Genomic DNA, 23,628 nt, shown 5'->3' with positions numbered 1-23,628 from the left:
TGTAATATTTGAATGTATTAATATTTTTTTCTATGATAGAGAACTATAAAGGTTGGGATATAACTTTGACATGGGATGATAAGCATTCTTTTGGGCATAACTCTTGTAATAACGATACTTTTAACCAAAAAGAAAAATGGAAAGGAGTTAATTTAAATGGTAATAGAATTTATGGAGCATCCCTTAAGGAAATAAGACATATTATTGATTATCCAAGGCTACATAATTAATTATTTATAGAAATAATTAATTTTCTTCTTTCTGATTATTATCATCAATTAGTTCGTTTGCAAGTTCTCTTAAATCACCTTTAATTGATACCCATGTAAAAGCAGAAATAAAAACTGTAGCTGATATTGCTATTGTAATTGTTTCTATAGGACCTAATCCTAATGCAATTGCAAACATGTAAAAATTAAAATAATAATTTATTATATTCCACATTATTTATTAGCTTTAATTAAGTATTCTTTTGAAACTTAATTTAATTAATCTCGAATCATTATCTATAAATAATCTTTAATATTTTTCTTCTTAAGAGAAATTTTTATATATGGTTTTTAATAAGAAATATTCAAAAATTATTTGCTAAAATAAAAAAATTATGATGCAAAAAAAATGTCCACAATGTAAGAATTTAATCTCAATAACAGCCCCTACTTGCCTATTCTGTGGTAGACCTAACAAATTTGTAACTAATAATTACGTAAAAAAAAAGTGGGATAAAGAATATAAAAAAGATCGATTTAGTAATTTTAAAATACAAATCTCTCAAAAGATATATTTGCTTTTTATTATTATTGGGATTTTAATAATACTACTTATAAGTTTATATAAATAGAATAATTATTAATTTAAAATTGCATCTATAATTTCTCTTGTATTTGGTGAGAGTTTATTTTTTTTAATGTAATCAAGAACTTTAATTATATTTCTTTTATAAGGATTTTCATATTGCCTGAAAGTACTAAATATTTTTAAAAAACGTGAAATTACTATTGGATTTGATTTGTCATATTCTAGAATTTTATCTGCTACGTATTTATAACCTGATCCATCTCTGGAGTGGAATAATGAATTTCTTGTTACGTATGCATTTAATATAGATTTTAAAGTATTGGGTGATTTGACATCAAAATATTCATTTTTAAATAGAGCTTCAATATTTTTTTGATTATTATTTATCTCAATAGATGCTTTAAAAAAGAACCAATTATCTAAGACTACTGGATTGTGTTTCCATTTATTAAAAAAAATATTTGAAATTAATTCTCTTTCCGGACAATTAATCCTGGTGAATACATTCAAAGCAGCTTTTGAAAGAGTCATTGAATTACTATCTATATAACTAATTACTTTATTTTTAATTCCCTCATATTTACTATGTAAAAGTAACCTCCATATTGTTTCTATTAGTTTTCTTTCATCCTTACCCTCAGGCCATAATTTAGTAATGTTTTTATCAATTTCTTTAAGCTTATTCAGTAGTTCTACTTTTAATTTTGTACCAAAAAGATAATTTAAGTCGTCAATAGTTTTATAAACTTTTAATGGATCAACTTTCTTGATCTCTGATTCTATTTCAGAGAAAGTTGGGATACTAAGTATTTCAGATAAGAGAGATAAATTTATACTTTTATTATTCCTTATTATTGATCTTAATGTTGTTATTAATTTATTTTCAATATTAATATCGGGTTCTTCATATATTCTTTTGCAAATTATTTTTTTATATATGCCTTTTATCGTGTCATATATCGTAAAATAATCAGTTTCAAATTCTAGTATTAATAATTTCTCTGCAAAAGTAGTATCTGTTTCCCATTTAATGGGAGCTGAGAAATTTCGAAAATAAGAAATTATTGGGCTGTCAAATTTGGAGTTTATATTTTCTAAAGTGAATTCCTCTTCCTTTTCTTTTAAGATAAGTGTCTTTTTTATTTTTTCATAACTATTCAAGAATATTGCAATATTAATAGGAATTATTAGAGGTAAATCGTTATAAAGATTTTTTTTATTTGAATTTATTTGCGAGACTTGTATTTTAAGGATTTGTTTTTCTTTATCCCATTTTCTTTTAAACTTAACTAGTGGAGTTCCATTTTGTTTATACCAAGTTTTAAATTTTTCATTATTTATTTCTTTGTTATTTTCTAAAATCTTATTAACAAATTGATCAATAGTTGCTGCTTTCCCATCATAGGTAGAAATAAAATTACTAAAACCATTATTAAAGTTTTCTTCTTTTACTAATGTTTTAAGCATCCTTATTATTTCTGCTCCTTTTTCGTAGATAGTAGTTGTATAAAAATTGTCTATCTCTAAATATTTTTCAGGTCTCACTGGATGTGATGTTGGACCGGAGTCTTCTCTAAATTGTGCTTTTCTTAAGAATTTTGCATCCTCAAGTCTTTTTATTGAACGATTATGAAGATCTGATGTAAATTCCTGATCTCTAAATACTGTTAAACCCTCTTTTAGGGATAATTGAAACCAATCTCTACAAGTTATTCTATTCCCCGTCCAATTATGAAAGTACTCATGAGCGATTACACCTTCTATACGCTCTAGCTCTTCATCAGTCGTAGTCTCTTTATTTGCAAGTATTAATTTTGAGTTAAAAATATTGAGGCTTTTATTTTCCATCGCTCCCATATTGAAATGCCTAATTGCAACAATATTAAATAAAGATAAATCGTATTCAAGATTATATTTTTCTTCGTCCCATTTCATTGACTTCTTTAATGAATTGATTGAATGTTTTACATATTTTTCATCACCTTTTTCCACGTAAATATTTATTTCTACTTTTTTATTAGATTTAGTATTGAAGTTATCTTTTATGCAGTTCAGTTTTCCTGCAACTAAAGCGAAAAGATATGAGGGTTTAGGATATGGATCTTCCCATATCACTTCGTGCCTTCTGTGTTTAAGATCATTTGCTTTGACTAGATTTCCATTAGAAAGTAAAACAGGAAAATCTTCCTTATTAGCCTCGATCCTTACTTTGTATTTACTTAAAATATCAGGTCTATCAGAATGGTAACTTATTCTTCTAAAGCCTTCTGCTTCGCATTGCGTAGTAATAATTCCATTACTTTCATACATTCCTAAAAGTGAAAAATTCTCCTTTGGTTTAATTGTTCCCACAATCTTTAAGGTAAAAGTTTCTTTGAGTATGGGTTTAATTAATAATCTATTTTTTTGTATTGAATAGTTATTTTCTTCTAATAAAGATTCATCTAAATATATCTTTTCAACAAATATATCTATCCCATCAAGAATAAGGGAATTTATATTAATATTCTTTTTAATGAATTCTAGTTCGGTTTTAACAATTACTCTTTTGTCTTCAATTATGAAATCCAAAAAAATATTAGGTATTTCATAATCAAAGGGTTTGTAATCCTCCAGTTTTATATATTGATTATTGTTCTTATTGTCTGAAACGTTAAGCATCTTTATTTAATTAATCCTCTGAACTAAATAATTTATTAGAGAGTATTATGTGCATGATAAATTAAAATAATTAGGTTTTTCCTAATTGACATATATGATCTTTGATTATTCCAGATGGAAGTAACTCATACAATATCGGATTTTTATCTTTTACCAATCCCTCTTGATTTATTTCGTATCTCCAATCCCATTTTCTATCCGTAAATGATAAATAATCTTTTCTCAGAGAATATGGTAACATTAGTTTTTTTTTATTCCAATCTATATTAATAAATGCTCCAGGTTCAATTTCAGAGATGGTTTTAACTATTGAGAAATCCCCATTAATATTATTTCTAATTACTAAATCGAGCTTAATATTGTCACAAAAATAGGATGTGTTTAGTGCAAAAAGACAAATTGTTGAAAAAAATAATGAATAAATTTTAGATAACCCTTATCTTTTTCTATTTTATTAGTTTATAAGCACTAACGATATAGTTATAAATTTTCTTTATTAAACATATCTAAATTTTTACAGAATCCATAGTTTTTAAATTTACCAGGTTACATTTTACTTCTTCTGCATATTCCTGAACTGATATAAATTTGTTTAAAAGGCCTGTATATTTTGCTTCTCCTCCAGCAGTACTTGAAAGTATATATTTTGGATTAAAAGTTTTTATTAATTTGGGAAGCACATCGGCCCCTTTTACAAAAGATCCAACAAGAGGAAGTTCAAGGTTAATTATTGGAGTTATGACTGCATCTAATTCTTGAGAATTAACGTTTTCATCAAGATAACCATGTGGTTCTATGTAGAAACCCTTTCCTTTATAGTCTTTTACTATGTATCCATTTTCTATTTGTGGTACGGGAGCACCAGCAGTAGCTTCTATTTCTAGTTCCTTTTGCATGATTTTTTCTTTTGGTTTAAGAACTTTGATCGAAGTAAAGCCTAATTTTTCAAGAATTCCTTTTGCACTATTGGAGCAGATGATATCAATATCTTTTTTAAACTTTTTTAATGAAGGAACATGGCAATGATCGGGTAAGCCTTGCGTCAATAAAATTATATTAATGTCTTCCTCAATTAAAATTTCATTATCTAGTGAACCTTTGAAAAACCACTCTCCTGGAGGGAATATCAAATCACCTGTAAGCCAGGGATCTATTATTAAGTTAGTTTTATCAAATTTGATCAACCAACCGTTTGAACCTAGATATTTGGCTTCAAAAGTCATTATTCGTTGTAAACATAAATAGACTATAAATAAAATTTGTAAATATTGAGTAAAAATTTTCTATGGGTTTGGTATATCAATTAATTCTGTGATGAGATATTTTCCAATCTAATTTGTTTTATTAAATGGTTTTCAAAAAATTTATTAATGTTTAGCTTCATTTAATATTTGAAATGATTTCTTTTTGAGATTAAATATGAGTACTTGATTTTCTTTTGATTTACTCTTTAAAGTTTTTTCTTTTAATGATTTAATAGGAATTAATGCTAATCCTCCAGTCCCTGAAAATATAATTGGCATGGTTACATTTTTATTGCCATTCATTTTTTGTAAATCTATAGCTTGTGAAACAATATTTTTAGCTCTTTCAAACCCATGATGTTCTATCAATTCAGACCATAATGAACTTACTGACTCATATTTTGAAAATTCAATTTGTATACTTTTCATTAAAAATTTAAGGAAAACTAAATTTTTCAGTGAGATTATTTATTTAATTTCTATTTTTAAACCCATCCATCACTAATTGCAACATATCAATAACGTCCCCATCAGTTAAATCAAGATCTTTTTTTAAATCATTGCATGTTAAGTTCATTTCTAGTGCAGCTTCTGCCATATGATTTATTTTCTGATCTTTACCACCTAAAGATAAAAATGGATTGAAGTTTTCTATCATTACTTTTAGATATTACTTATATGTTCTAGCTAAGAAATAATAAATTATCTTCTAATCACAAATAAGCTTAAAAATATGTCATTTATTAATTTAAGGGGAATCATTTTTTCAAACTAAAGAAGTTGGCACACCTTTTGCAATTAAGGCTAATCTTCTTGCTCTTACAAGAAAGGGAAACAATAAATTCGTTCTTTTGTTTGATTTAAAGATATTTGATAAGAGTTTTAAAAGTTTGCCAGAAGGGTTATTTATTTGATTACATATTTTATTTATTGCTTCAGCCCCATGAAATATGTCATCATCCTTAAGAAGGATTGCTCCTCTATCGATGTCATAACCTTTCTCTAAAAGAGATTTAATTATTTTGGGATTTTTTCTGCCATCGAGAATAGAAATTTTATTTATTTTACTTTTAAGCTCTAAAAGTTCTGCAAAATGATTACAAAAAGGACATTCTCCATCATATATAAATGTTAAATTTGTATTCATAACGATTAGTTTTCCATGATTTAATCTTAAGTGAAAAGTTGGTGACCTGTTGTCCATCAAAGACTTAAAAGTAAAGTATTACATTTGTCAAATATTTATTTAGCAACAAAACCATCCCTTCATTGAATTACTTTCGAATTACAAAGAAATGTCTCAATTTGGGTATATTCCCTTCAATAATTCTGTATGCTAGCTCCGAGATAATTGTTTTTAAAAATTCATGAATTTTTTAGCTTCATTCGCCATTGGCGGTTTTAATCCTTGGGCCGCAGGTGTTGGGATTGGTTCTTTAGTCCTCTTTGGGCTTGTTGGTTTAGTCGCTGGACCAAACCTTAGCAAATTTGATACTGAGGAATAAATAATGCATAATTTTGAATTTTAATTTTAAAAGACTCTTTTTGAGTCTTTTTTTTTAGCGTTTTTAAGAATTTTTTTTTAGAGTTATAAATATACAAAAAATTAAATGTTATTAAACCCTTTTGCTCCTCTAGCTTTAATTAAAATAACTTCTCTCAAAGCTACTACATTTTTTCTTTTGATTCTTCTCATAAAGTCTAATTTACTTAGATTAAAAGGGGGTTTGATAGGTGGCCTGTTTGCTTTGATACTTATTTCAGGAATATTAGCTTCTACATCTATTGCGCTAGGTTCACTAATTTATGCTTATAGAGTCAAAAATAAAACTGAAGAAGATAACACTGTGCAAGATCTTGAAACAGTGAACATATAATATTGATCAAACTAATTAATAAATAATGTTATTAGAAAGGTGTTCCGGGTACAAAATGTAATACTAAAAAACCAAATCCAGCAGCAAAAACGATTGAAACTGCGATAATCAGAAGGCCTGAAGCCATTCCACCCTGTTCAAATGCCATAAAAATTAGTCATTTTTTACTAATATAAATCAAATACAAGATAAAAGTAATTGTGTAAATTACTCATATCAGCCAAATTTGTTATTTATTGTATAAAGGAGCAAAAATATAGAAGATAATGAAACAATAGTTCCGAAAATTATTAATGGTTTTGATTTTTCATTATCTTCTTTTTTAGGAAATTTTTTAGATAAAGATGTATTTTTATCTTTATTAATAATACTTGAGAATGATTTTTTCACATTAAAAAATAAATTTAATAGGTTATTAATTCATTGATTTAAATAAGTCTTTGTGATAATCCACAATGTTTTGACAACTGGTCACAGGAGTAAATTCCATATGAATTCCAAATTTTGCTCTCCAAGGGGCGAAATGTTCAAAAACTTCCTTATCACTATAAGCTTTACACAAACAAACTACTCTTCCTTCACCAGGAGCATGTACTCTAAAGAGCATTTCAAAATTTGCAGTTTTGTCAGCTTTAGCCATTTCGCCATTCTCCCATGCCTCTACAAATAATTTATAGGCCTTAACCTGATTATCAATATCTGGAAATTGACAATCCGCAAGATACATTTGCATTAGATTTTTTATTATTTAAATATATTATCTGTCAAAAACAAACTTATTTCTTGCACTGTTTTAATTTGAACATCATGTAGGGATTTTTTTACGGGATGAAATGAGATGATAATATTTCTAGGAATTTTCCAATATCTTTTTTATATAAACTGTCAGTAATTTTTAGAGAGAACAATTCATTTTCGTTCAATTCTTCCTTTTGATTATCAAAATTAACATTTCCTTTAAACGTAATGTTTTGCATGAAAAAAATAATTTACTACTATTTAAAATTTAAGCAATTTATCTGAAATAGCAATTTTATTTACATAATGTTTTGTCTTTTTAGCCTTAATATCTAAATAACCTTATCTATGAGATAAAAAATTGTATTTAATATACTTAAGACTACGGTAATAAAGGATGCTAGAACAGGCAATAGATTGAACCATAATTGGGATGTTTTCATGGCTGAATCTATTGGTAAGAACTTTTCACTCCTTTTTATCCTTATTTGTAACCAAAAAATTGATAATGGATAAATTACCTTTGCGAAGGTAATAAATATAGAAAATAAATATCCTTTTTTTGAATAGAGTATGTAACCTGAGAATAAATATAAAAACCAAATAAGGGATCTTTGCAATAATAATAATTTTTTGCTTCTGCTACTCATTTTTTTATTTAAGCAATTAAAAATTTTTTATCATCTTATATCTTTCAAATGTTATATTCTTGATAATTATTTTTTCTTTACGAATTATTTTCCAGCTATTTTTTAGAAATAATTTATAACTAATTAAGCTTGCCTCTGTTGTTAAGCAAGGTAAACCCTCTTTTATGGCTTCCTTTTCTATTTTTTTGAGTAACTTTGTCCCATAACCTTTCCTTTGTGAATCTCCTCTGCAATATAAAAGGGAAATTCTATTATTTGGATATCTTGAGGCAAAAGCAATTATCTTCTCTCTTTCATTAATAAGCCATCCTTTACCTTCCTTTAAGGTTAAATTAAAATATTTATTATCCCAGGCTTGACTTGCCCAAGCTCTTTTTTGTTCTGAAGTATAAATTTTCTGATCGATAGAAATTATTGAATCAAAATATATTTTTTTTAAATCAAGTTGATCTTTTTGGGTAATTTGTTTTAAATTCATTGTGTTGAGTTCAAATTGCAATGTCAAATAAAAATATTGTGGCAATTGGAGGTGGAGGTTTTGGAAGGTCCTTAGGTGAACTTAAGATAGAGAAATATATTACGTCATTAGTTAAAAAGGAAAGCCCAAAAATCTGTTTTATTCCTACTGCATCAGGAGATAATGATTCATATAAATTAAATTTTTATAGAGCTTTTTCAAAATTAAATTGTATAACTAGTCATCTTGATTTCTTTTCAAGAACAGAAAACTTGGAAAAAAAAATTCTATCCCAAGATATTATTTATGTTGGAGGAGGAAATACAAAAAGTATGTTGGCGGTTTGGAAAGAATGGGATCTGCAGAATATTCTGAAAATTGCTTATGAAAAAGGCATAATTATGAGTGGTGTCAGTGCTGGCGCGATATGCTGGTTTGATCAAGGAATTACGGACTCTTTCTCTGATAAATTAGAGCTAATAAATACTTTAGGAATAATAAAGGGGATAGCATGCCCTCATTATGATGAGGAAAAAGAAAGAGAACCTTTCGTTAAAAAAATAATTAAAAACCAAAGAATTGATTCTTGTATTTGTATAGAAGGCAATTGTGCCTTGCATATTAAAAATGATTTTAATTATGTATCAATTAATTTTGGAAATAAAAAGAAGTGTATAAAAATATCTAGCGAAAATAATGAATTAATTAAAGAATATTTTAAAAATTATGATTGTATATAAAAAGCTATATATCTTCGTTTTTTGCTATTGATACTAATTCCAGACCCTTATATTTGATTAAAGAAGCTGTCCATATTTCTTTTGATAGATTACCTAAATATTTTAAAAATTGTGTTGTATCACCGTCTCTTATCCATTCAGATTTTATAAATGGAAGTTCTTTCTGCATTCTTTTTGGATGCATATGAACTAATAGTAGGCCTTTATCTTCGGATACTCTTTTTAAGGCTCCTTCATCACTTCTTTGGAAAACTCTTAAAAGAAGATTTAGAATTACTTCTTCCCCAAGTTTAATTAAATTACCTTCTTCTTCTAGTTTTTCTTTAATCTCTTTCCCACCTAAAGGCATGGCCCTGATATTATTTTGTTCTATTAATGCAATTGCAATTAGATAATCCTGACTTGCCATATTTTTTTTGTAATCTTGTTTAGATTATTCTAACCCCTCGACCTCTTCATATATTTCATTTAATAAGAATAATTGTATTAATAAAAATACAAAAATATAAGGTAATTTTTTGTAAGTTGTTCCAATCTTTATTTTCTACAAAATATAATTACTTTTATAATATTTATATTGTTTTTCATATTAGAACTTCAATTTTATTATTATCAGGATTAGTTTTAGGTTTATGGACCTCTTGGCCAGGGATAGTTATACCTAACAATTGGAAATGCTTTAAAGATATGATTGAAAAATCTTCCAAAGAATAAATCTCTTTAAAGGCTGCTTTAGCTGTTTCTCCAAATTACATATTAAAAGGTAATAGAATAAATAGTAATTAAAAATAAGAGTTGTATTTGAAGCATGCTTTCGTTAACTCTTTTTACTTATAAATTTTTTATAATTGGAACATGTTAAATGATTTAAGATTCGAATTATCTTTTAAAAATAGTTTTCAATTAGAAAATAAACTTAATTTTTGCATATCCAACAATATTAATAAAATCAATATCCCATGCAAAGGGGGAATTAAAAAAGATTTCCTAAATGAGACTATAAAATATATTGGTGAAAACTATAAAAATTTAGATGTCACATATCATTATAGTCTTTATCATCAATATACAAAGAATAGAGAATATTCATATTTAGAGTTTTTAAATTTTATTAAAAAATGTCAGTTTTATAAAAATAAGGAAATTTTACTAGTTTCAGGATCTAATAAGAAAAAAAACTTTGAAGTATTAGATGTATTGAAAGATTTTAAAAATGAAAAAAATTTAAATATTAATATAGGAGTTGCTTATAACCCTTACTTGAAAAATCATTACAATATTTGTGGAGAAAGAGAAAGAATAAAAAAGAAATTTTCTTCTAGATTAATTAAATCAATCTGGCTTCAATTTGGAACTGATATTAAATTACTTGAAAAAGAAATTAATTTTTTAAAAGATTCTTTTCTGAATAATTCATATGATAGTAAAGATAAAAATGTGAAAATTTTCGGAAGCTTATTAATTCCATCAAAGGAATTTATTTCCCGATTTAAGTTTCGTCCATGGAAAGGGGTTTTTATTTCAGATAAGTATCTTTATTCTCAAGATGATTTTTACACATTTACAAAAGATTTAATTGAAATCTATCTTGATAATAATATTTGTCCAATTATTGAAACTGAATGTTCTTCAATAAAAAAATTACAAGATCTTTATTCTTTAATGAAAATAAAAACAACATAATAATTATGATTAATGATACTTTTTATGATATCGCGATTATTGGAGGGGGAATATCTTCATGTGTTTTTTCATCTTTTCATCTGAAAAATGGCTATCAAGGTAGGATTGCGATAATAGAAAATGGTAGAAATCTTGGAGGACGTTCTAGTACAAGAAATAGTATTAGTAATAGTGGGTGGCAACTCAATCATGGTTCCCCTAATTTCAATATTTGCAACAGTAATAATAATCAATTGTTGAAAGCTTTCATTCAGGAATTATTAGATTCAAAAATTATCCAATCAGATCCTTCTGATTTAATTGAATTATATGAAGATCCTAGTGATCAAAAAATAATAAGCTGCGATTTTCATAGTTGCAAAAATTATACTTCAAGCTCTTCTATGACTGATTTATCAAGAAATATAATTAATCATAATAATTTGAAAAATCAAGTTGATTTTTTCTTTCGAACTTTAATAGTCAAATTAAAATATGAAAATAATTATTGGATTTTAACCTCAAAAAATGGCTATAAATTTAAGGCGAAATTTCTTGTATGTTCAAGTAATTTAATTTTACATAAAAGATCATTAGATATTTTGAAGATAAATCAAATACCATTGAGGGACGCTATTCCAATAAATAATGATAAAAAAATTGATGCAATTTTAAATCTTCTTAATAAGCAAGAATATGTTCAAAGATTAACTTTTTTGATTTATACAAAATCCAATTATAGTTATAAAGATAACTATAAGAATAGATTTAGGTATTTCCTTTTAAATAATCTTCTAGAAGAAAAATTTAAATTTGAAAGGATTATATTTCAAAAACAAATTAATAATCAAATAGGTATTGTCATACATACTAGAGATAAAAAATTTATAACTGAATATTTTCAATGCAAAAATAAAAAGAAATTTAAAAATATCTTATTAAATAAATTCAATCAAATATTCGATGAAAATTCTTATATAAATAAGCTAATAGATTATCAGGATATTTCTATAATGATATGGAGAGCATCTCAACCATCTGGTTTAGGAATACCTGAAAATTTGCAAGTTTGTGATAAATTTAATATAGCTTTTTGTGGTGATTGGTTCGATTTAGAGGGGTTTGGTAGGATTGAAGGTGCAATATTGAGTGCTTTAAAATTGTCTTATAAGATTAGTTCACTATATTAATTATTTTTTTTAATAGAAGGTCTATATCACTTTTCTTCCTAATGACAATTGTGTTGAAATAATTTCTTGAATTACATTTCTTTTTATTTTTATGAAATAATTCCCATGCTTTTATAAAGTCTCTTGTTGCAAGATCTTTACTTTTCCCTCTTTCTAAAAAGTCTCTTTTAATTACTCTATTCAAACAAGTTTGTTTATTAGCTTTTAATTTAATTAAAAGGCAATTTTCTTTTGAAAGGGTTTTTAATATTTCCTGTCCAAATATTCCTTCTATAATAAGAAATCTTATATTTTTAGTATTTTGATATACTTTTTTTATAGATTTACTTTTGAAATTATATATATAATAGAAATCAGAAAATCCGTTTTTTACAATAAATTCTAGATCTCTTTTAAATAATCCAATGTTGAAACTTATTTTTCTGTCAAAATACGAAGTTAATGTTCGTGATAATAATTGACTTAATATACCTGTTCTGTAGTAATTATCTGTATTTAATATTATTCCATTTTTAATTTTTTTTAAAATCCTTTTGGATAGTGTAGTTTTTCCGCTTCCAGATGGTCCACTAATAACTATTAATTGCATATTCAAAATCAGTTGAATAAGATTGAAGAAATGTATCTCATAATAGTTAAGTAAAAAAAAATTAATAAGTCAATTTATTATTAAATTTTGGTTTGGTTTTAGCTTAATAATATGATTGAATTTGTTTTTATCTTAGAAATTAAATTTCGGGTTTTTTTTTTTAGTAGAGTAAGGATATGTAAAATTAATTCAAAGGATTTTTTAACTTAAATTATAAAAATACCTAATTTTCAATTAAATATCTAATTTGAATTATTAAACTGTAAAAAATAAATTTATTATTGCATTCTTGGATTAGATCAATAAATTAAATATGAACTTTAAAAATAAATATATAGTTCCGCATTTAATTTTTAACTTGCATCATAAATAAAAATATGACTTAATATAGATGTAAATAAAAATTAATTTCTATCATTTCTTTTTAAAATTATTATTGATTGTTTGAAATAAATAAATAAATAATTAATTTTTTTTTATTGAAATGTAGAATTTAGTAAATTATCTAATTTTTTAATAAATGATTACTAAATTTTTAAGTAAGTTAAAATCAATTCTATTTAAGAACGAGACCTCTACAGAAATTACTCTCCCTAAAAAGACTGTATCTAAAACCAAGAAGAAGTCTGTAAATTCTTCTAAGGCCCCTAAATCTAAAACAAAGAAAGATGATTCGAAAAAAATAATAGAATCTTTTAAAGCTATTCCTGGTGTAGGAGCTAAGAGTGCAGAGGCCTTTTATAAGGCTGGTTTTAAAACTCCAAAGTCTATTACTTCTGCAAAAGATGAAGTTCTTCTTGCTGTTCCTGGAGTTGGAATCAATCTTGTTAAGAAACTAAAGAATATTAAATAAAAAAATATTAACATTAATGTTTATAAAGATTGACTATTGAATTGTATAAAAGTTAATAAATGGTTTTCTAATTTTTCTTATTATTCAATTATAAATTTCCAATATTTAAAAAATTAAAATTAATTGTAATCTTATAAATTATCTTCTTCTTGCTTTTCTTCTTTGTTGTAATTTTCTCTTATATTTTTCAATAGGAGTTTCATGATGTCTTAATCTCTTTAAATCAGCAAATATCCCTGATTTTGAGACTTGCCTTTTAAATCTTCTAAGGGCAGATTCTATTCCCTCATTTTCTCCGACAGTAACTTGAGTCAAAATTTACTAAATAAAAATAATTATATCATTTTAACGCATCTTTTAATGATTTTTATAACTCAATATTTTAAGTATAAATTGGAAGATTCTTATATTCTTTTTGCCCAATTAAGAAAACTCTTCTTTGGGTTAAGTATATCCTCTATGGATTCAAAATAATTCTTTGACCAACTTTCCTTAGATAGGCCTACAAATAACATCAAATTTAGAGGATATTGATCACTATCTGAACAGTTTCTAAAATCGTCCCTAAATAAAAATATTTCTTTATTAAGCGCAATAGAAATTCCTAGTTCTACCATTACTCCCTCATCTGGAGGGTTACCGTTAACAATCGCAAAAATGCAATCACATGACTTTAAATCGTTGAAATTTGCTTTTGCTAGGTCATAAGCCCAATTATTTTTGTTTGTAATTAAATGCTTTGTTCTCTCAAAAGGTTCATAAACTTCGACATTTAAATTTTGAAATATTTTAATGAATTCAGGTAATAGATTTTTAGTTTGTTTTGAAAACCCATATGGATTAGCTAAATATAATTTCTTTTTATTCACTTTAGCCTCCTTTTACTTTTGTATTCTTTTTCATCTTTAAGCTCATTTTCTTTATTTTCCCATGGAAATACTATCCATTCTTCTTTAAGAGATAAATTTACGGTCTTCCACCAAATAGGTTTCTTTTTACTAACTAAGACAAAGATATTAACACCTTCAATATTTTTAAAATTACTTAATGTCATCCCAGTTTCATAAACATCATCAACTATAAGTGAACTTTTTAAGGGCTTTTCAATTAACTGAACATTTAATTTATGACTCAAAGCTACTGCAAGGCATAGGCCACCTCTGGGAACACCATATATTCCTGATAATTTAAGTTTTTTGCATTGATTAGCAATATAATCAACACTCTTATCAAATTCGCCCCATGTAAAATACTTTGTCATTCTAATTTTTTTTATGTTCAATTATTGGAGCAAAGTTTGAGGCAATTACACTTAATAAGGCTACTACTTGTTCGTTAGGACAATTGGTCTCTTTTTTTAATTTTTCGCATTCTTTTACTATATTTGTATATATTTCTTCAACTATTCCATTCATTTGCTCTTCATTAAATGAATATGGTTTATTCATATTTTTATTTATAAATATATTTTATTTTTACTTGAATATTAAATAAGTAAACATTTTTATTTCAAAAATATGAAATTATTTCCACATTGGCTCATTTGAACCTTTATTTTTTATCATATTAGGCTGATATTTATGTAGATTTTCGATTTCCATCGCAAATTTTTTTGAATCTCCTGTTATGCTCTCACTCTTAATTAAATTTGATAATGATACTCTTCTTCTGATTTTCAGAAGACCAAGACAGATTTCCCATAATTGCTTATCCTTATATTTTTCTAACCAGAAATCAAATATACTTTCTAAAAAGTTTAATGGAATATTAAATGAAATCCCTTTTGGAGGTTGATCTAATGAGAAATCATTATTTTTTAAATCATTCATTAAATTATCTAAATTCAAGTTTATTGCATTAAGAATATCTTTAGCTGATTCATGTCCTATTAGTTCTTTTCTATGACATTCCAAAAGAGTTTCATCATCAAGTATTTTTAAGTCACTATTTTTGACTCCAATCAGCCAAAAACCTTCATCATTTACTATTCCACTAGCTAAAAACAGAAATAAATATCTAGTTTCCAAAAATAATAATCTCTCTATTCAGTTTTAACATTAAAGAACAAAAAATAAAATAGCTTTACCACTAAATCATGTTAAATTTATTCTCGCGATTTTGAAAAAGTATAGATATTATTAGGTTTTACGATGTTTAGCAAGAAAGAGTTAAGACTAATGTTTAATGACCCACTTGATCAATTAGTAATGTATATAAACTTAAAGTTACTTAAAAATAAAACTCTAAGGACTATTTTTTCTTAGGAAACAATTTTCCAATCTTCTCTTGTTGAATAAGTTCTCTTTCAGTTCTTATTTTTGTATCTTCTAATGATTCTTTATTAGTGCTAACAGCGTAAATAATATAAAAAATCATTCCACTGAAAATCAATCCTATAAATAAGATAATAATCCCGATAGGTTCGGTAGGGCTAAAGATTTTGAGATCTATCCCTGATTTTAAAAATATTTTCATTAAAGTGTAATTAATTAACTACTTTTACTTGCATCTAGTTGACTTCTTCATAACCATAGTAAACTGTATTATTTGAATTTTTATATCCTATAGCTGCCTCCTCAGGATTTTTAGCATCAAATTTTCTTGCTCTAGCGTGTATCATATTAAATGGAAAAATCGCCGCTCCAACAAAAAAATGGAGTATTAAAAAATCAGAAGGTAATCCGTTTGTCCAATCGGGAAAGAAAAGAAGTGTCAATAATAAACGGTCCATATAATAAAAACAAAATTTACTTAATAAATACTATTACTAAGTTCCATCGATAATTGTTTTTATTTAATAAATTGAAATCTAAATTAAAACTATTTCAAAGAAATTTATTTACTATTTAAGTTTGTAAATATTTAAATATTATTATTTATACTATTTATAGTAATAGAAAAAGCGAATTGTCTAGACTTTTAATTAGCTTTATATTTTTCGCGATTGTTTTCTTATCTCCTTTAAGTACATTTGCATCTCATACTTCTGACCCTACAGTAAGTCTTCTTCAGAGTAGGATATCAAAAAATTTTTCAAAGAAGTTTTGTAATGCAATACAAAATGGATTGTCCAAGGATGAAGCCATGACATCCGCTATAGTTAAAACAGAAAATATTGTTTCATTTTCATATAATCCTCAAAAAAAATGGATTGAAAAAGAAGATTTGGCTAATCAAATTTCTATAAAAGTTATAAACGATTGCGGTTGGTCTTTTGGATTGATCGGTAAAGAAGGCATAGATTACTTTAATTCATATTTTTTAGAAATCTATGATAAGACAACTCCTGATAAGAAATTATCTAGTTAAAAGATTTTTTATGAATAATCTTTCGGATAAAAATTTAATAATAATTCTTTTTGGCACTATTATCGTAGTCTTTGCTTTGATATTTTCGGTAAAATCTCCAGAAAGAAAAGTTATTGAATCCCCTATAATGTGGAAAGAAGAATTTTCTACCATTTTTTTCTTTAAAAATGATTTAGTCGAGTTGAAAAAATCTATTTTTTTATAATAAAAAATAATATTTAAATAATCCTTTGAATTAAATTCGATAAAAGATTACTTTAATTAATTTAAAGAGAATTAAAAATAATAAATTATTTTATGTAATTTAATAAGACAGAAGCCAACTTTAAATCATTATTAAACCATGCTCTAATTGCCATTGATCTTCTTGGGTCATAGAATTTTTGACTCCTGTACCATTTAAGTACTTCTATATCAGATTTTTTTCCGTTGCAAGATAAACAGCATGGAACGCAATTTTTTGTGATAGTTTCTCCTCCTTTTGACCTTGGATATAGGTGATCAAGAGATTCAGATGGATTACCGCAATAAATGCAAGTATTATTTGTTAATTTATGAAGAGAATCTCTCCAGTTTTTATTGCTAATTTTAGGGCAAAGTTGATCAAGGTAAATTGCATCTTGCTTATGCATAAGCGTCTTGATAACTATGCCAATAATAACAGTTTTTCTTAAGTTCTGAAGATACTTAAAATTTCAAACTATTTTATAAATATGTAATGTTAATATCTAATAATTGAAGATATTTTTTAAAGTAAGAATTATATTTAATGTTAATTACTTTTTTATATTTAACAATTGATAGTGATTTTTATTTTTATAACAAAGCTTTAATTTTTTTAATTTCTTTTTTATCAAATACATTTTCAGCCATTTCTGGAGGAGGCGCTGGATTAATTCAATTACCTGCTTTGATTTTATTTGGTTTACCTTATTATCAAGCTCTTGCTTCACATAAAGTTGCCACGGTTGCTTTGGGTTTAGGTGGATCAATTAGAAATTTTAAATATATTAGAAATGATATTTTTGTTTTATGGCAAATTTTATTCTTTGGAACCCCAGGAGTTATTTTGGGTTCAAATATTGTGAAATTCCTTTCTGAGCAATATCTATTTTTAATATTAGGATTTATTTCAATAGTCTTAGCTATATACTCTTTTTGTAAACCTAGTTTAGGTTTGAATTCAACAGATAATATTATCAATTCCCAACTAGAATTAAAGTTTATTATTCCTATTTTTTTTATTGGAATCCTTAACGGTTCTGTCTCTTCAGGAACTGGTTTGTTAGTAACTTTCTTATTAATTAAAATTTTTAAGATGGATTTTCTTAGAGCTGTTAGTTTAACTTTTTTTACAGTAGGTATTTTCTGGAATGCTATAGGGGCCTATTTTCTCAGCAAAATTGGTTATATACCTACAGATATATTAGTAATTCTTATTTTGGGATCTTTTGCGGGGGGATATTTTGGTGCTCATATGTCTAATTTAAAAGGGAATAAACTCATTAAAAATACATTTACAGTTGTATGCCTGCTTGTAGGAGTTAGTTTGTTAGTAAAGTCAATTCGTTCTTTGATATAAATTAACTTATGGCAAATGCCAGAACAGTTGTTGTAGTTAAAAAAAGTCCCACTGCTGCTGTAGCTGTTAATAGTGAAAAATTCATTTGAAGAATATTTTAAAAAAGATTAATTATCTTTTTAGATTGAAGTTGTATTAAAAAATACTTTTGTACCAAATTTATTTTGTCCTCCCCGAATATCATTACGTAAAAAAAAAAGCCTCACAATTGTGAGGCCAGGTGATGGGGAATCTTATTTTTAATCCAATTTAATTAAAAATGCAACCCCCCCCATCGGTAGCGCGTTATTTGTGGATCTATGACACTACAGATAGTGCTTCCTAAATGAATTTTTAAAGAGTCTTGCAATTGAGATAATATTTTGTAATATTATGAGGTTTATTCAATATAATAAAAATTTAAATTTAGAAATTTATTAGCTTAATAAGCTTGTTAAAGCTTCTGCACAATGTATTATTCGTAAAAGTGATTAATAATTTAAAATTTAATGATCGAATTAACTTTACTTACACTATTAAATTATGTTGGAGATAACTTCTGTGAATATAGAAATGTAGGTCATGATAATTATAAATCTTTACTTCTTTCTTATAGTGATGCAAGTGAGAAGTTTGGTCCACTAGAAGTTAAAAAAGTAATTGAGAAATCAGATAATTTTAAAGTCGCGGCAATTGCTATTGCAGCTATTAAGTGTCCTCAGCATATTATGGAATAATGAAATTCGAAGTTAAAACTCAAAATGATGACCTTAGGAATTCTTCTTTTTCTTTCTTATTAATATTTGCTCTTCTTTCACTAATAGTAATCCTTTCTAATGTTTCAATTAAACTTGGAACGATTTCAAGATATCATGAAATAAATTATATTTGTCGCCTACTTACCATTGAAAAGTCATCATTAAATTTCAAAAAATTATCAAAATTAACTAATTTAAATACTAAGCAAAAAATGTGGGATTTATGTCGAGAAATTGTTAATTAAAAATTAGCTAGAAGCTGAAGTGTAATATTTTAGGGCAAATAACCAAAATCTTCTTGAAACTAAAAAAAATATTACAGCAACAATTATTTCTAATAATATTTCCCATAGTAGTGCAATACCTAGGAAAACTTCAGAAGGAATTGTCGTTATGAATGCAATTGGAACAAAAATACTAAAGAATATCCTTAATGAGAATGAAAATGAATTTAAAGGAAATCTTCCTATATAAAGAAAAGAACGTAAGACTTCTGTCGCATTCCATGTTTTTACAAACCAAATAGTTGTTGTTGAGATTAAAAACCATAAGCTATATAGAATTAAAATAGAACAACACAATGTTGTAAGGCAAGATAATAAAAAACTTAAGTTTATATTTATTTGATTAATACCTATGCAATAAAATAGTAGAGCAAAACCTAATATTATTTCTAAAAATCCAGAGGGTGCTATTTTATTTAAGGAAATAAAAAATTGACTATCTAAGGGTTTTAGAAGAACAAAATCTAAGGTTCCTTCTCTTATGTGTTTTACTATTTCTGTAAGATTTGGATTGAACCATGTATTAGTAATTCCATTTAAAATTGTATATATCCCTTGAATAATTAAGGCTTGTTCAAAATTCCATCCTCCGATATTATCAGTATTTTGGAAAAATATAGTTAATAAAAATACGCTCCCTACTAAGCTTAAAATTGCAGTAATAAAGTCAATTATTACGTTAGTCTTATATTCCAATTCTGAGGCTATAGAAGTACTTAAAAATAATGAATAAATTTTTATATATTTTTTTATTTTCATGAACCCATCGCTGTATATTTTTTTGTTCCAAGAGACCAAGTCCTTTTAAATATTGGGAAAAGAACTGAAATCCAAAATATCTGCATAAAAAATCCAGAAACTATGTTTGTATTATTTCCAGATAATATATTTGCTGGAAAATCAATTAAGTAAGGGAATGGGGTTAGGTATATCCATGATTTCACATATTCTGGGAATGATATTACTGGGGCTAAAAGTCCTGAAAGGAATAAAGTTGGGATAAATAACAATCTTTCTATTGAAGAAGCCTTTTCTGTCCAAAAACAGAAGCAAGCAATAATTGATTGAATCAGAAATTGAATTAGAAAAGAAAAAAATGTAGAAAAACATGCTAATAAAAATAGACTTAAGTTTGGTATCCATAAACTTTCTGGATTTATTAGAAAAAAAATTAACGCAATTATTATGGCAAAAGGGAAGCGTGTTATTTGTTCTGCTATGTGTTGAGCAAAGTATCTAAAAAATGGGTTTAAAGGTTGAATTAGATATGGGGAAATTTTACCCAAGAGAGCGTCTTCTTCAAAAGTAAAGACAACCCAAACTACGGAAAATTGCCTCACAAAGAACGCACTCAAAAAATATCTTGAGAGCATTACATTACTTAAGTTAATAGATTCATTTAAGTTATTGTTTGTCCATATATTGAGCATGAAAAAAGGTATTATTCCTGATATTGCCCATAAAGCTATTTCTACTCTATATTCCAACATATTTGAGTACTGTACTTTTAATAATGTTATTAGCTTATTTTTATTTAAATTAAACATTTATACTTTTTCCTTCACTAAAATGTCTCCAATTATTTCGTCAACTGGAGGCTCATTTATATATAGATCCTCGATCTCAAATTTGTTAAGAATATTATTTAAAGTAGATTTAATAGAATCTTTTTTAATTGTTATTGTAATTTCTTTTTGATTTTGATTTTTAATATTTAATCCTGAATTGCTTAGTTCTTTAGCATCTTTATCCGTCTTGCAAATTATTAGTATATCTTTAACAGGAGATATTTTTTTTAATAGTCTTTCCAGTCTCCCATCATATGTAAGACAACCTTCGTGAATACATAATACCCTCTTGCATAAAGATGTAATATCTTTCATGTAATGACTAGTTAGACAAATTGTTGCATCTGTGTCTTTATTATAAATTTGCAGAAATTTTCTAAGATTCCTTTGAGCGTTAATATCTAGGCCTAGTGTCGGTTCATCTAAAAATAATATATTTGGTTTATGTATTAAAGCTGCTAATAATTCTGATTTCATTCTTTGACCTAAAGATAATTTTCTAACAGGTATATAAAGCTCCTTTTCAATTTCCAGCATATCTGACAACTTTTTAATTCTTTTTTTAGCTTCAAATTTTTCTATGTCATAAATTGCGGCATTTAAGTAAAAAGATTCTATTGGAGGAAGATCCCAAATTAGCTGTTGTTTTTGCCCCATTATTAAAGTTATATTTTTCAGAAAATTAGACCTTCTTTTATAAGGCAGGTTACCTGCAACCGACAACCGACCTTGGCTTGGGTGAATTAAACCACAGAGTATTTTAAGAATGGTTGTTTTCCCAGCTCCATTAGCCCCAAGAAACCCTACTATTTCTCCTTTTTTTATTCCGAAATTTATATTTTTTATAACTTCAATACTTTTTTTTTCTCTTTTAAAAAAATGCTTAAGTGTACCTTTTAGTCCAGGTTCTTTTGATGAGATATCAAATGATTTTGATAAATTTTCAACCTGAATAATATTCTCTTCCATATTATTTGAAAAGTAAGTTTTAATTTTGGATTCTATAAATTTTAAAAATCTAAATTTATTTATTTAGTTGAATATTAAAATCAATTAAAAAATATCTTTTAATGAAACAATAAGCCAAGTTATAAAATTAATCGGGTTTAAAAGTTCACTGGATTTAAACTTAGATTCATAATTAATATTATTAATTGCATTCAATCTAAAATTATTTTCTAAAATTTTATTTTTATTTACTTCATTTTCTATTATGTTGCCTTGCTCATCAAGAATTTGAATTTCATTTTCAAAAAACCACTCATTTTTCCCATTTGATAAGTTTAAAAATACTCCAATACCCATACCATCAGTAATTTTGAAGTCACTTATAGTGCATTCTGATGAAATGTTTATTGCTTCAATGGTCTCTTTAGTTAATCGATCTTTTGAAAGCTCTAGATTAACCTTAACCGTGTTTCCTATTTTTACTTTATCTAGGATTGTCATTTATAAGTTATTATACCTATAATATTTTTATTATTGTGATACTTAAATATAAGTTCTTGTTATTATTTATTAGAGCTTTTGAATACGGCTTCTAATATTTTTTTAATTATTATCGCTAATATTCTTAGGAAAACAAAACTTATTCCTAGCCATCCCAATAATACTGAAATTGATAATAAGCTTGAACTAAGATCTTTTTGTAAAAATTCCTGCATAGAGAATGAAATTTTATTCATCAAATTTAATTTATATATTTAGTTTATTCGTTAATTGGATATAAATGCTCATAAATTATTTTTATTTAACTGAGATTAAATCCAAGATTTGATGATTTAATTTCATAGGCTAATATATATTTAATCAAAAATTATTAATTTGGATCTCTCTTTAAATTCATATTTAGGCATTTTTTTAATTCTAGTTGGCTTAATAGTTCGTATTGAGTTTAAATTTATTATTCAAAAGGATTTATAATGGTATCCTCTTTTAATTAAAAATTTATTTAACTTTTTAAAATTTACTGGCATTTCAAAAATATAAATTTAAAAAATTCTTTATTAATATTTTGATTTTAAAATTTAATTAGCTTTTATATTTTATATGATTAATAATTATCAAAAATATAGATTATTTTCATGAATAATGATTTGGAAACCTTTAATTATTTTATTGATGATCTACTCTCTTCGGAGGTTAATTTATTAAATAATGAGCTTGATCTTCTTTTAATGCAGTATCTTTTTAATTCGATAGATCTAGACTCATTAAAGAACATGGATAGTGAAGAATATATTAGTGTTGCATAATAGTTCTTAATTATGAAATATTTTTATGAAAAATTTTGGGTTCCTTTCTTTGGTGGAATTTTATCAAAGTTTGTTTTCTTAATTGAAGGGAAACAAACAAAAAGCAAGGAAAAAAAGACTAAACCCTAATTGAAAACTTTGAATAGTTGTTATACGTATTTGACGATTTATATATTGAAAGCAACAAAACATATTCTCTTAATTAATTAATTTATGCATGGTTAAGGTATCCAAAGAAATAGTATTAAAATTATATGAATAACAAACCTTTTTTAAAACCATACACTGTCTATTATAGAGACTTTCAAAATCTTAGATTAGAAAATTGTTTTTATGCATTAGATTCTTATGAAGCAAGAACATTGGCTATGGAGTTTAATAAATATATAAATGCACATCCTAACAGGATTGATTTAATTAGATGCGAAAAGTGA

General features: G+C 25.8%; 38 protein-coding genes. 13 read left to right on the top strand and 25 right to left on the bottom strand.

What is annotated here, in order from left to right:
- Positions 1-32: 32 nt before the first annotated feature.
- Positions 33-230, top strand: a complete 198-nt coding sequence (locus tag TX50_RS05365) for a hypothetical protein (protein WP_036930293.1) — start codon at positions 33-35, stop codon at positions 228-230.
- Between the two features lie 16 nt (positions 231-246).
- On the opposite strand, the gene TX50_RS05360 is transcribed toward TX50_RS05365, so the two are convergent.
- The 7 genes from TX50_RS05360 to TX50_RS05325 form a co-directional block, all read right to left on the bottom strand.
- Positions 247-408 (bottom strand): photosystem II reaction centre N prot, encoded by a 162-nt coding sequence (locus TX50_RS05360; protein WP_173028013.1) that lies wholly within the window; start codon positions 406-408, stop codon positions 247-249.
- Between the two features lie 441 nt (positions 409-849).
- Complete coding sequence (gene pepN, locus TX50_RS05350) at positions 850-3,459, bottom strand: aminopeptidase N (RefSeq protein ID WP_011132634.1); 2,610 nt, start codon at positions 3,457-3,459, stop codon at positions 850-852.
- Positions 3,460-3,529: 70 nt separating this feature from the next.
- Positions 3,530-3,700 carry a hypothetical protein gene (locus TX50_RS09870; RefSeq protein ID WP_225866747.1) on the bottom strand — a complete coding sequence of 57 codons (171 nt, stop codon included), beginning with the start codon at positions 3,698-3,700 and terminating at the stop codon, positions 3,530-3,532.
- 265 nt (positions 3,701-3,965) lie between these two features.
- Positions 3,966-4,682 carry an MBL fold metallo-hydrolase gene (locus TX50_RS05340; protein WP_011132633.1) on the bottom strand — a complete coding sequence of 239 codons (717 nt, stop codon included), beginning with the start codon at positions 4,680-4,682 and terminating at the stop codon, positions 3,966-3,968.
- Positions 4,683-4,826: 144 nt separating this feature from the next.
- Positions 4,827-5,132: a hypothetical protein gene (locus tag TX50_RS05335; RefSeq protein ID WP_011132632.1), complete on the bottom strand. Its 306-nt coding sequence runs from the start codon at positions 5,130-5,132 to the stop codon at positions 4,827-4,829.
- Positions 5,133-5,175: 43 nt separating this feature from the next.
- Complete coding sequence (locus tag TX50_RS05330) at positions 5,176-5,361, bottom strand: hypothetical protein (RefSeq protein ID WP_011132631.1); 186 nt, start codon at positions 5,359-5,361, stop codon at positions 5,176-5,178.
- A gap of 108 nt (positions 5,362-5,469) precedes the next feature.
- On the bottom strand, positions 5,470-5,850 hold the full coding sequence (locus TX50_RS05325) for a DCC1-like thiol-disulfide oxidoreductase family protein (RefSeq protein ID WP_036930349.1): 381 nt from the start codon (positions 5,848-5,850) through the stop codon (positions 5,470-5,472).
- A 220-nt stretch (positions 5,851-6,070) separates the two neighbouring features.
- Between TX50_RS05325 and TX50_RS09725 the strand changes: the two genes are divergently transcribed.
- Entirely contained in the window at positions 6,071-6,208 is a 138-nt protein-coding gene (locus TX50_RS09725; RefSeq protein ID WP_173028011.1) for a hypothetical protein, read from the top strand.
- A 105-nt stretch (positions 6,209-6,313) separates the two neighbouring features.
- Entirely contained in the window at positions 6,314-6,580 is a 267-nt protein-coding gene (locus TX50_RS05320; protein WP_011132629.1) for a hypothetical protein, read from the top strand.
- A 415-nt stretch (positions 6,581-6,995) separates the two neighbouring features.
- On the opposite strand, the gene TX50_RS05315 is transcribed toward TX50_RS05320, so the two are convergent.
- From TX50_RS05315 to TX50_RS05305, 3 genes are all read right to left on the bottom strand, one after another.
- On the bottom strand, positions 6,996-7,313 hold the full coding sequence (locus tag TX50_RS05315; RefSeq protein ID WP_011132628.1) for a DUF3303 domain-containing protein: 318 nt from the start codon (positions 7,311-7,313) through the stop codon (positions 6,996-6,998).
- Between the two features lie 88 nt (positions 7,314-7,401).
- Positions 7,402-7,557: a hypothetical protein gene (locus TX50_RS09720; RefSeq protein WP_173028009.1), complete on the bottom strand. Its 156-nt coding sequence runs from the start codon at positions 7,555-7,557 to the stop codon at positions 7,402-7,404.
- A 427-nt stretch (positions 7,558-7,984) separates the two neighbouring features.
- The gene (locus TX50_RS05305) at positions 7,985-8,446 is read right to left on the bottom strand and encodes a GNAT family N-acetyltransferase (protein ID WP_011132626.1); all 462 of its coding nucleotides are present in this window, start codon (positions 8,444-8,446) and stop codon (positions 7,985-7,987) included.
- Positions 8,447-8,466: 20 nt separating this feature from the next.
- On the opposite strand from TX50_RS05305, the gene TX50_RS05300 reads away from it, so the two are divergent.
- Complete coding sequence (locus TX50_RS05300) at positions 8,467-9,165, top strand: peptidase E (RefSeq protein ID WP_011132625.1); 699 nt, start codon at positions 8,467-8,469, stop codon at positions 9,163-9,165.
- 4 nt (positions 9,166-9,169) lie between these two features.
- Here the strand turns inward: TX50_RS05300 and TX50_RS05295 are convergent, their stop codons facing one another.
- Complete coding sequence (locus tag TX50_RS05295; RefSeq protein WP_011132624.1) at positions 9,170-9,574, bottom strand: hypothetical protein; 405 nt, start codon at positions 9,572-9,574, stop codon at positions 9,170-9,172.
- Between the two features lie 446 nt (positions 9,575-10,020).
- On the opposite strand from TX50_RS05295, the gene TX50_RS05285 reads away from it, so the two are divergent.
- Positions 10,021-10,848: a hypothetical protein gene (locus TX50_RS05285; RefSeq protein WP_011132623.1), complete on the top strand. Its 828-nt coding sequence runs from the start codon at positions 10,021-10,023 to the stop codon at positions 10,846-10,848.
- Positions 10,849-10,853: 5 nt separating this feature from the next.
- Entirely contained in the window at positions 10,854-12,017 is a 1,164-nt protein-coding gene (locus tag TX50_RS05280; protein ID WP_011132622.1) for an NAD(P)-binding protein, read from the top strand.
- On the opposite strand, the gene TX50_RS05275 is transcribed toward TX50_RS05280, so the two are convergent.
- Positions 12,001-12,606, bottom strand: a complete 606-nt coding sequence (locus tag TX50_RS05275) for an AAA family ATPase (protein WP_011132621.1) — start codon at positions 12,604-12,606, stop codon at positions 12,001-12,003. The genes TX50_RS05280 and TX50_RS05275 overlap by 17 nt on opposite strands.
- A gap of 520 nt (positions 12,607-13,126) precedes the next feature.
- Here TX50_RS05275 and TX50_RS05270 point away from each other — a divergent pair.
- Entirely contained in the window at positions 13,127-13,459 is a 333-nt protein-coding gene (locus TX50_RS05270) for a helix-hairpin-helix domain-containing protein (RefSeq protein ID WP_011132620.1), read from the top strand.
- A gap of 138 nt (positions 13,460-13,597) precedes the next feature.
- Here the strand turns inward: TX50_RS05270 and rpsU are convergent, their stop codons facing one another.
- The 7 genes from rpsU to TX50_RS05235 form a co-directional block, all read right to left on the bottom strand.
- Positions 13,598-13,774, bottom strand: a complete 177-nt coding sequence (gene rpsU / locus TX50_RS05265) for a 30S ribosomal protein S21 (protein WP_002806486.1) — start codon at positions 13,772-13,774, stop codon at positions 13,598-13,600.
- Positions 13,775-13,863: 89 nt separating this feature from the next.
- Complete coding sequence (locus tag TX50_RS05260) at positions 13,864-14,328, bottom strand: nucleoside 2-deoxyribosyltransferase (RefSeq protein WP_011132619.1); 465 nt, start codon at positions 14,326-14,328, stop codon at positions 13,864-13,866.
- A complete protein-coding gene (locus tag TX50_RS05255; protein WP_011132618.1) occupies positions 14,325-14,720 on the bottom strand; it encodes a phosphoribosyltransferase in 396 nt (131 codons plus the stop codon). The genes TX50_RS05260 and TX50_RS05255 overlap by 4 nt, the downstream gene beginning before the upstream one ends.
- Position 14,721: 1 nt before the next feature.
- The gene (locus TX50_RS05250; protein WP_036930300.1) at positions 14,722-14,907 is read right to left on the bottom strand and encodes a hypothetical protein; all 186 of its coding nucleotides are present in this window, start codon (positions 14,905-14,907) and stop codon (positions 14,722-14,724) included.
- A gap of 75 nt (positions 14,908-14,982) precedes the next feature.
- The gene (locus tag TX50_RS05245) at positions 14,983-15,486 is read right to left on the bottom strand and encodes a hypothetical protein (RefSeq protein ID WP_011132617.1); all 504 of its coding nucleotides are present in this window, start codon (positions 15,484-15,486) and stop codon (positions 14,983-14,985) included.
- 223 nt (positions 15,487-15,709) lie between these two features.
- A complete protein-coding gene (locus TX50_RS05240) occupies positions 15,710-15,934 on the bottom strand; it encodes a hypothetical protein (protein WP_036930301.1) in 225 nt (74 codons plus the stop codon).
- Positions 15,935-15,968: 34 nt separating this feature from the next.
- Entirely contained in the window at positions 15,969-16,190 is a 222-nt protein-coding gene (locus tag TX50_RS05235) for a hypothetical protein (RefSeq protein ID WP_036930302.1), read from the bottom strand.
- A 176-nt stretch (positions 16,191-16,366) separates the two neighbouring features.
- On the opposite strand from TX50_RS05235, the gene TX50_RS05230 reads away from it, so the two are divergent.
- Complete coding sequence (locus tag TX50_RS05230; protein ID WP_011132616.1) at positions 16,367-16,768, top strand: hypothetical protein; 402 nt, start codon at positions 16,367-16,369, stop codon at positions 16,766-16,768.
- Between the two features lie 290 nt (positions 16,769-17,058).
- Here TX50_RS05230 and TX50_RS05225 read toward each other — a convergent pair whose 3' ends face one another.
- Positions 17,059-17,400, bottom strand: a complete 342-nt coding sequence (locus TX50_RS05225) for an HNH endonuclease (RefSeq protein WP_011132615.1) — start codon at positions 17,398-17,400, stop codon at positions 17,059-17,061.
- Positions 17,401-17,537: 137 nt separating this feature from the next.
- Between TX50_RS05225 and TX50_RS05220 the strand changes: the two genes are divergently transcribed.
- The 3 genes from TX50_RS05220 (at position 17,538) to TX50_RS05210 (ending at position 19,332) form a co-directional block, all read left to right on the top strand.
- Positions 17,538-18,350, top strand: a complete 813-nt coding sequence (locus TX50_RS05220) for a sulfite exporter TauE/SafE family protein (RefSeq protein ID WP_011132614.1) — start codon at positions 17,538-17,540, stop codon at positions 18,348-18,350.
- 488 nt (positions 18,351-18,838) lie between these two features.
- Positions 18,839-19,066 carry a hypothetical protein gene (locus TX50_RS05215; RefSeq protein ID WP_011132613.1) on the top strand — a complete coding sequence of 76 codons (228 nt, stop codon included), beginning with the start codon at positions 18,839-18,841 and terminating at the stop codon, positions 19,064-19,066.
- A complete protein-coding gene (locus TX50_RS05210) occupies positions 19,042-19,332 on the top strand; it encodes a hypothetical protein (protein ID WP_011132612.1) in 291 nt (96 codons plus the stop codon). The genes TX50_RS05215 and TX50_RS05210 overlap by 25 nt, the downstream gene beginning before the upstream one ends.
- A gap of 3 nt (positions 19,333-19,335) precedes the next feature.
- On the opposite strand, the gene TX50_RS05205 is transcribed toward TX50_RS05210, so the two are convergent.
- The 5 genes from TX50_RS05205 to TX50_RS09460 all read right to left on the bottom strand — a co-directional run bounded on the left by TX50_RS05205 (position 19,336) and on the right by TX50_RS09460 (position 22,624).
- On the bottom strand, positions 19,336-20,130 hold the full coding sequence (locus TX50_RS05205; protein ID WP_011132611.1) for an ABC transporter permease: 795 nt from the start codon (positions 20,128-20,130) through the stop codon (positions 19,336-19,338).
- Positions 20,127-20,918 carry an ABC transporter permease gene (locus tag TX50_RS05200; RefSeq protein WP_011132610.1) on the bottom strand — a complete coding sequence of 264 codons (792 nt, stop codon included), beginning with the start codon at positions 20,916-20,918 and terminating at the stop codon, positions 20,127-20,129. Before TX50_RS05200 ends, TX50_RS05205 begins: the two co-directional genes overlap by 4 nt.
- Positions 20,919-21,908, bottom strand: coding sequence for an ABC transporter ATP-binding protein (locus TX50_RS05195; protein WP_011132609.1), 990 nt, complete (start codon positions 21,906-21,908; stop codon positions 20,919-20,921). It lies immediately after the preceding gene.
- 84 nt (positions 21,909-21,992) lie between these two features.
- Positions 21,993-22,388 carry a cytochrome b6-f complex subunit PetP gene (locus tag TX50_RS05190; RefSeq protein WP_011132608.1) on the bottom strand — a complete coding sequence of 132 codons (396 nt, stop codon included), beginning with the start codon at positions 22,386-22,388 and terminating at the stop codon, positions 21,993-21,995.
- A 62-nt stretch (positions 22,389-22,450) separates the two neighbouring features.
- A complete protein-coding gene (locus TX50_RS09460; RefSeq protein WP_157859390.1) occupies positions 22,451-22,624 on the bottom strand; it encodes a hypothetical protein in 174 nt (57 codons plus the stop codon).
- Positions 22,625-23,023: 399 nt separating this feature from the next.
- Here TX50_RS09460 and TX50_RS09715 point away from each other — a divergent pair, with 399 nt between their 5' ends.
- On the top strand, positions 23,024-23,194 hold the full coding sequence (locus TX50_RS09715; RefSeq protein WP_173028007.1) for a hypothetical protein: 171 nt from the start codon (positions 23,024-23,026) through the stop codon (positions 23,192-23,194).
- 254 nt (positions 23,195-23,448) lie between these two features.
- The gene (locus tag TX50_RS05185; RefSeq protein ID WP_036930310.1) at positions 23,449-23,628 is read left to right on the top strand and encodes a hypothetical protein; all 180 of its coding nucleotides are present in this window, start codon (positions 23,449-23,451) and stop codon (positions 23,626-23,628) included.

The sequence above is a fragment of the Prochlorococcus marinus subsp. pastoris str. CCMP1986 genome, assembly GCF_000011465.1.
Taxonomy (GTDB): domain Bacteria; phylum Cyanobacteriota; class Cyanobacteriia; order PCC-6307; family Cyanobiaceae; genus Prochlorococcus_A; species Prochlorococcus_A pastoris.
The sequence above is the reverse complement of the archived record's forward strand: the minus strand, read 5'-3'. Positions and strand labels throughout refer to the sequence as shown.

Excerpts from the sequence above, each read along its gene's own strand:
- TX50_RS05190 (WP_011132608.1), bottom strand. The coding sequence starts at position 22,388 with ATGACAATCCTAGATAAAGTAAAAATAGGAAACACGGTTAAGGTTAAT.
- TX50_RS05250 (WP_036930300.1), bottom strand. The coding sequence starts at position 14,907 with ATGAATAAACCATATTCATTTAATGAAGAGCAAATGAATGGAATAGTT.
- TX50_RS09715 (WP_173028007.1), top strand. The coding sequence starts at position 23,024 with ATGAATAATGATTTGGAAACCTTTAATTATTTTATTGATGATCTACTC.
- TX50_RS05270 (WP_011132620.1), top strand. The coding sequence starts at position 13,127 with ATGATTACTAAATTTTTAAGTAAGTTAAAATCAATTCTATTTAAGAAC.
- TX50_RS05185 (WP_036930310.1), top strand. The coding sequence starts at position 23,449 with ATGAATAACAAACCTTTTTTAAAACCATACACTGTCTATTATAGAGAC.
- TX50_RS05215 (WP_011132613.1), top strand. The coding sequence starts at position 18,839 with ATGATCGAATTAACTTTACTTACACTATTAAATTATGTTGGAGATAAC.
- TX50_RS05300 (WP_011132625.1), top strand. The coding sequence starts at position 8,467 with ATGTCAAATAAAAATATTGTGGCAATTGGAGGTGGAGGTTTTGGAAGG.
- TX50_RS05200 (WP_011132610.1), bottom strand. The coding sequence starts at position 20,918 with ATGTTTAATTTAAATAAAAATAAGCTAATAACATTATTAAAAGTACAG.
- TX50_RS05305 (WP_011132626.1), bottom strand. The coding sequence starts at position 8,446 with ATGAATTTAAAACAAATTACCCAAAAAGATCAACTTGATTTAAAAAAA.
- TX50_RS09720 (WP_173028009.1), bottom strand. The coding sequence starts at position 7,557 with ATGCAAAACATTACGTTTAAAGGAAATGTTAATTTTGATAATCAAAAG.
- TX50_RS05325 (WP_036930349.1), bottom strand. The coding sequence starts at position 5,850 with ATGAATACAAATTTAACATTTATATATGATGGAGAATGTCCTTTTTGT.
- TX50_RS05255 (WP_011132618.1), bottom strand. The coding sequence starts at position 14,720 with ATGACAAAGTATTTTACATGGGGCGAATTTGATAAGAGTGTTGATTAT.
- TX50_RS05360 (WP_173028013.1), bottom strand. The coding sequence starts at position 408 with ATGTTTGCAATTGCATTAGGATTAGGTCCTATAGAAACAATTACAATA.
- TX50_RS05240 (WP_036930301.1), bottom strand. The coding sequence starts at position 15,934 with ATGAAAATATTTTTAAAATCAGGGATAGATCTCAAAATCTTTAGCCCT.
- TX50_RS05205 (WP_011132611.1), bottom strand. The coding sequence starts at position 20,130 with ATGAAAATAAAAAAATATATAAAAATTTATTCATTATTTTTAAGTACT.
- TX50_RS05275 (WP_011132621.1), bottom strand. The coding sequence starts at position 12,606 with ATGCAATTAATAGTTATTAGTGGACCATCTGGAAGCGGAAAAACTACA.
- TX50_RS05285 (WP_011132623.1), top strand. The coding sequence starts at position 10,021 with ATGTTAAATGATTTAAGATTCGAATTATCTTTTAAAAATAGTTTTCAA.
- TX50_RS05330 (WP_011132631.1), bottom strand. The coding sequence starts at position 5,361 with ATGATAGAAAACTTCAATCCATTTTTATCTTTAGGTGGTAAAGATCAG.
- TX50_RS05220 (WP_011132614.1), top strand. The coding sequence starts at position 17,538 with ATGTTAATTACTTTTTTATATTTAACAATTGATAGTGATTTTTATTTT.
- TX50_RS05295 (WP_011132624.1), bottom strand. The coding sequence starts at position 9,574 with ATGGCAAGTCAGGATTATCTAATTGCAATTGCATTAATAGAACAAAAT.
- TX50_RS05195 (WP_011132609.1), bottom strand. The coding sequence starts at position 21,908 with ATGGAAGAGAATATTATTCAGGTTGAAAATTTATCAAAATCATTTGAT.
- TX50_RS05365 (WP_036930293.1), top strand. The coding sequence starts at position 33 with ATGATAGAGAACTATAAAGGTTGGGATATAACTTTGACATGGGATGAT.
- TX50_RS05235 (WP_036930302.1), bottom strand. The coding sequence starts at position 16,190 with ATGGACCGTTTATTATTGACACTTCTTTTCTTTCCCGATTGGACAAAC.
- TX50_RS05315 (WP_011132628.1), bottom strand. The coding sequence starts at position 7,313 with ATGCAAATGTATCTTGCGGATTGTCAATTTCCAGATATTGATAATCAG.
- TX50_RS05320 (WP_011132629.1), top strand. The coding sequence starts at position 6,314 with ATGTTATTAAACCCTTTTGCTCCTCTAGCTTTAATTAAAATAACTTCT.
- TX50_RS05335 (WP_011132632.1), bottom strand. The coding sequence starts at position 5,132 with ATGAAAAGTATACAAATTGAATTTTCAAAATATGAGTCAGTAAGTTCA.
- TX50_RS05340 (WP_011132633.1), bottom strand. The coding sequence starts at position 4,682 with ATGACTTTTGAAGCCAAATATCTAGGTTCAAACGGTTGGTTGATCAAA.
- TX50_RS09870 (WP_225866747.1), bottom strand. The coding sequence starts at position 3,700 with ATGTTACCATATTCTCTGAGAAAAGATTATTTATCATTTACGGATAGA.
- TX50_RS05225 (WP_011132615.1), bottom strand. The coding sequence starts at position 17,400 with ATGCATAAGCAAGATGCAATTTACCTTGATCAACTTTGCCCTAAAATT.
- TX50_RS09460 (WP_157859390.1), bottom strand. The coding sequence starts at position 22,624 with ATGAATAAAATTTCATTCTCTATGCAGGAATTTTTACAAAAAGATCTT.
- pepN (WP_011132634.1), bottom strand. The coding sequence starts at position 3,459 with ATGCTTAACGTTTCAGACAATAAGAACAATAATCAATATATAAAACTG.
- TX50_RS05280 (WP_011132622.1), top strand. The coding sequence starts at position 10,854 with ATGATTAATGATACTTTTTATGATATCGCGATTATTGGAGGGGGAATA.
- TX50_RS09725 (WP_173028011.1), top strand. The coding sequence starts at position 6,071 with ATGAATTTTTTAGCTTCATTCGCCATTGGCGGTTTTAATCCTTGGGCC.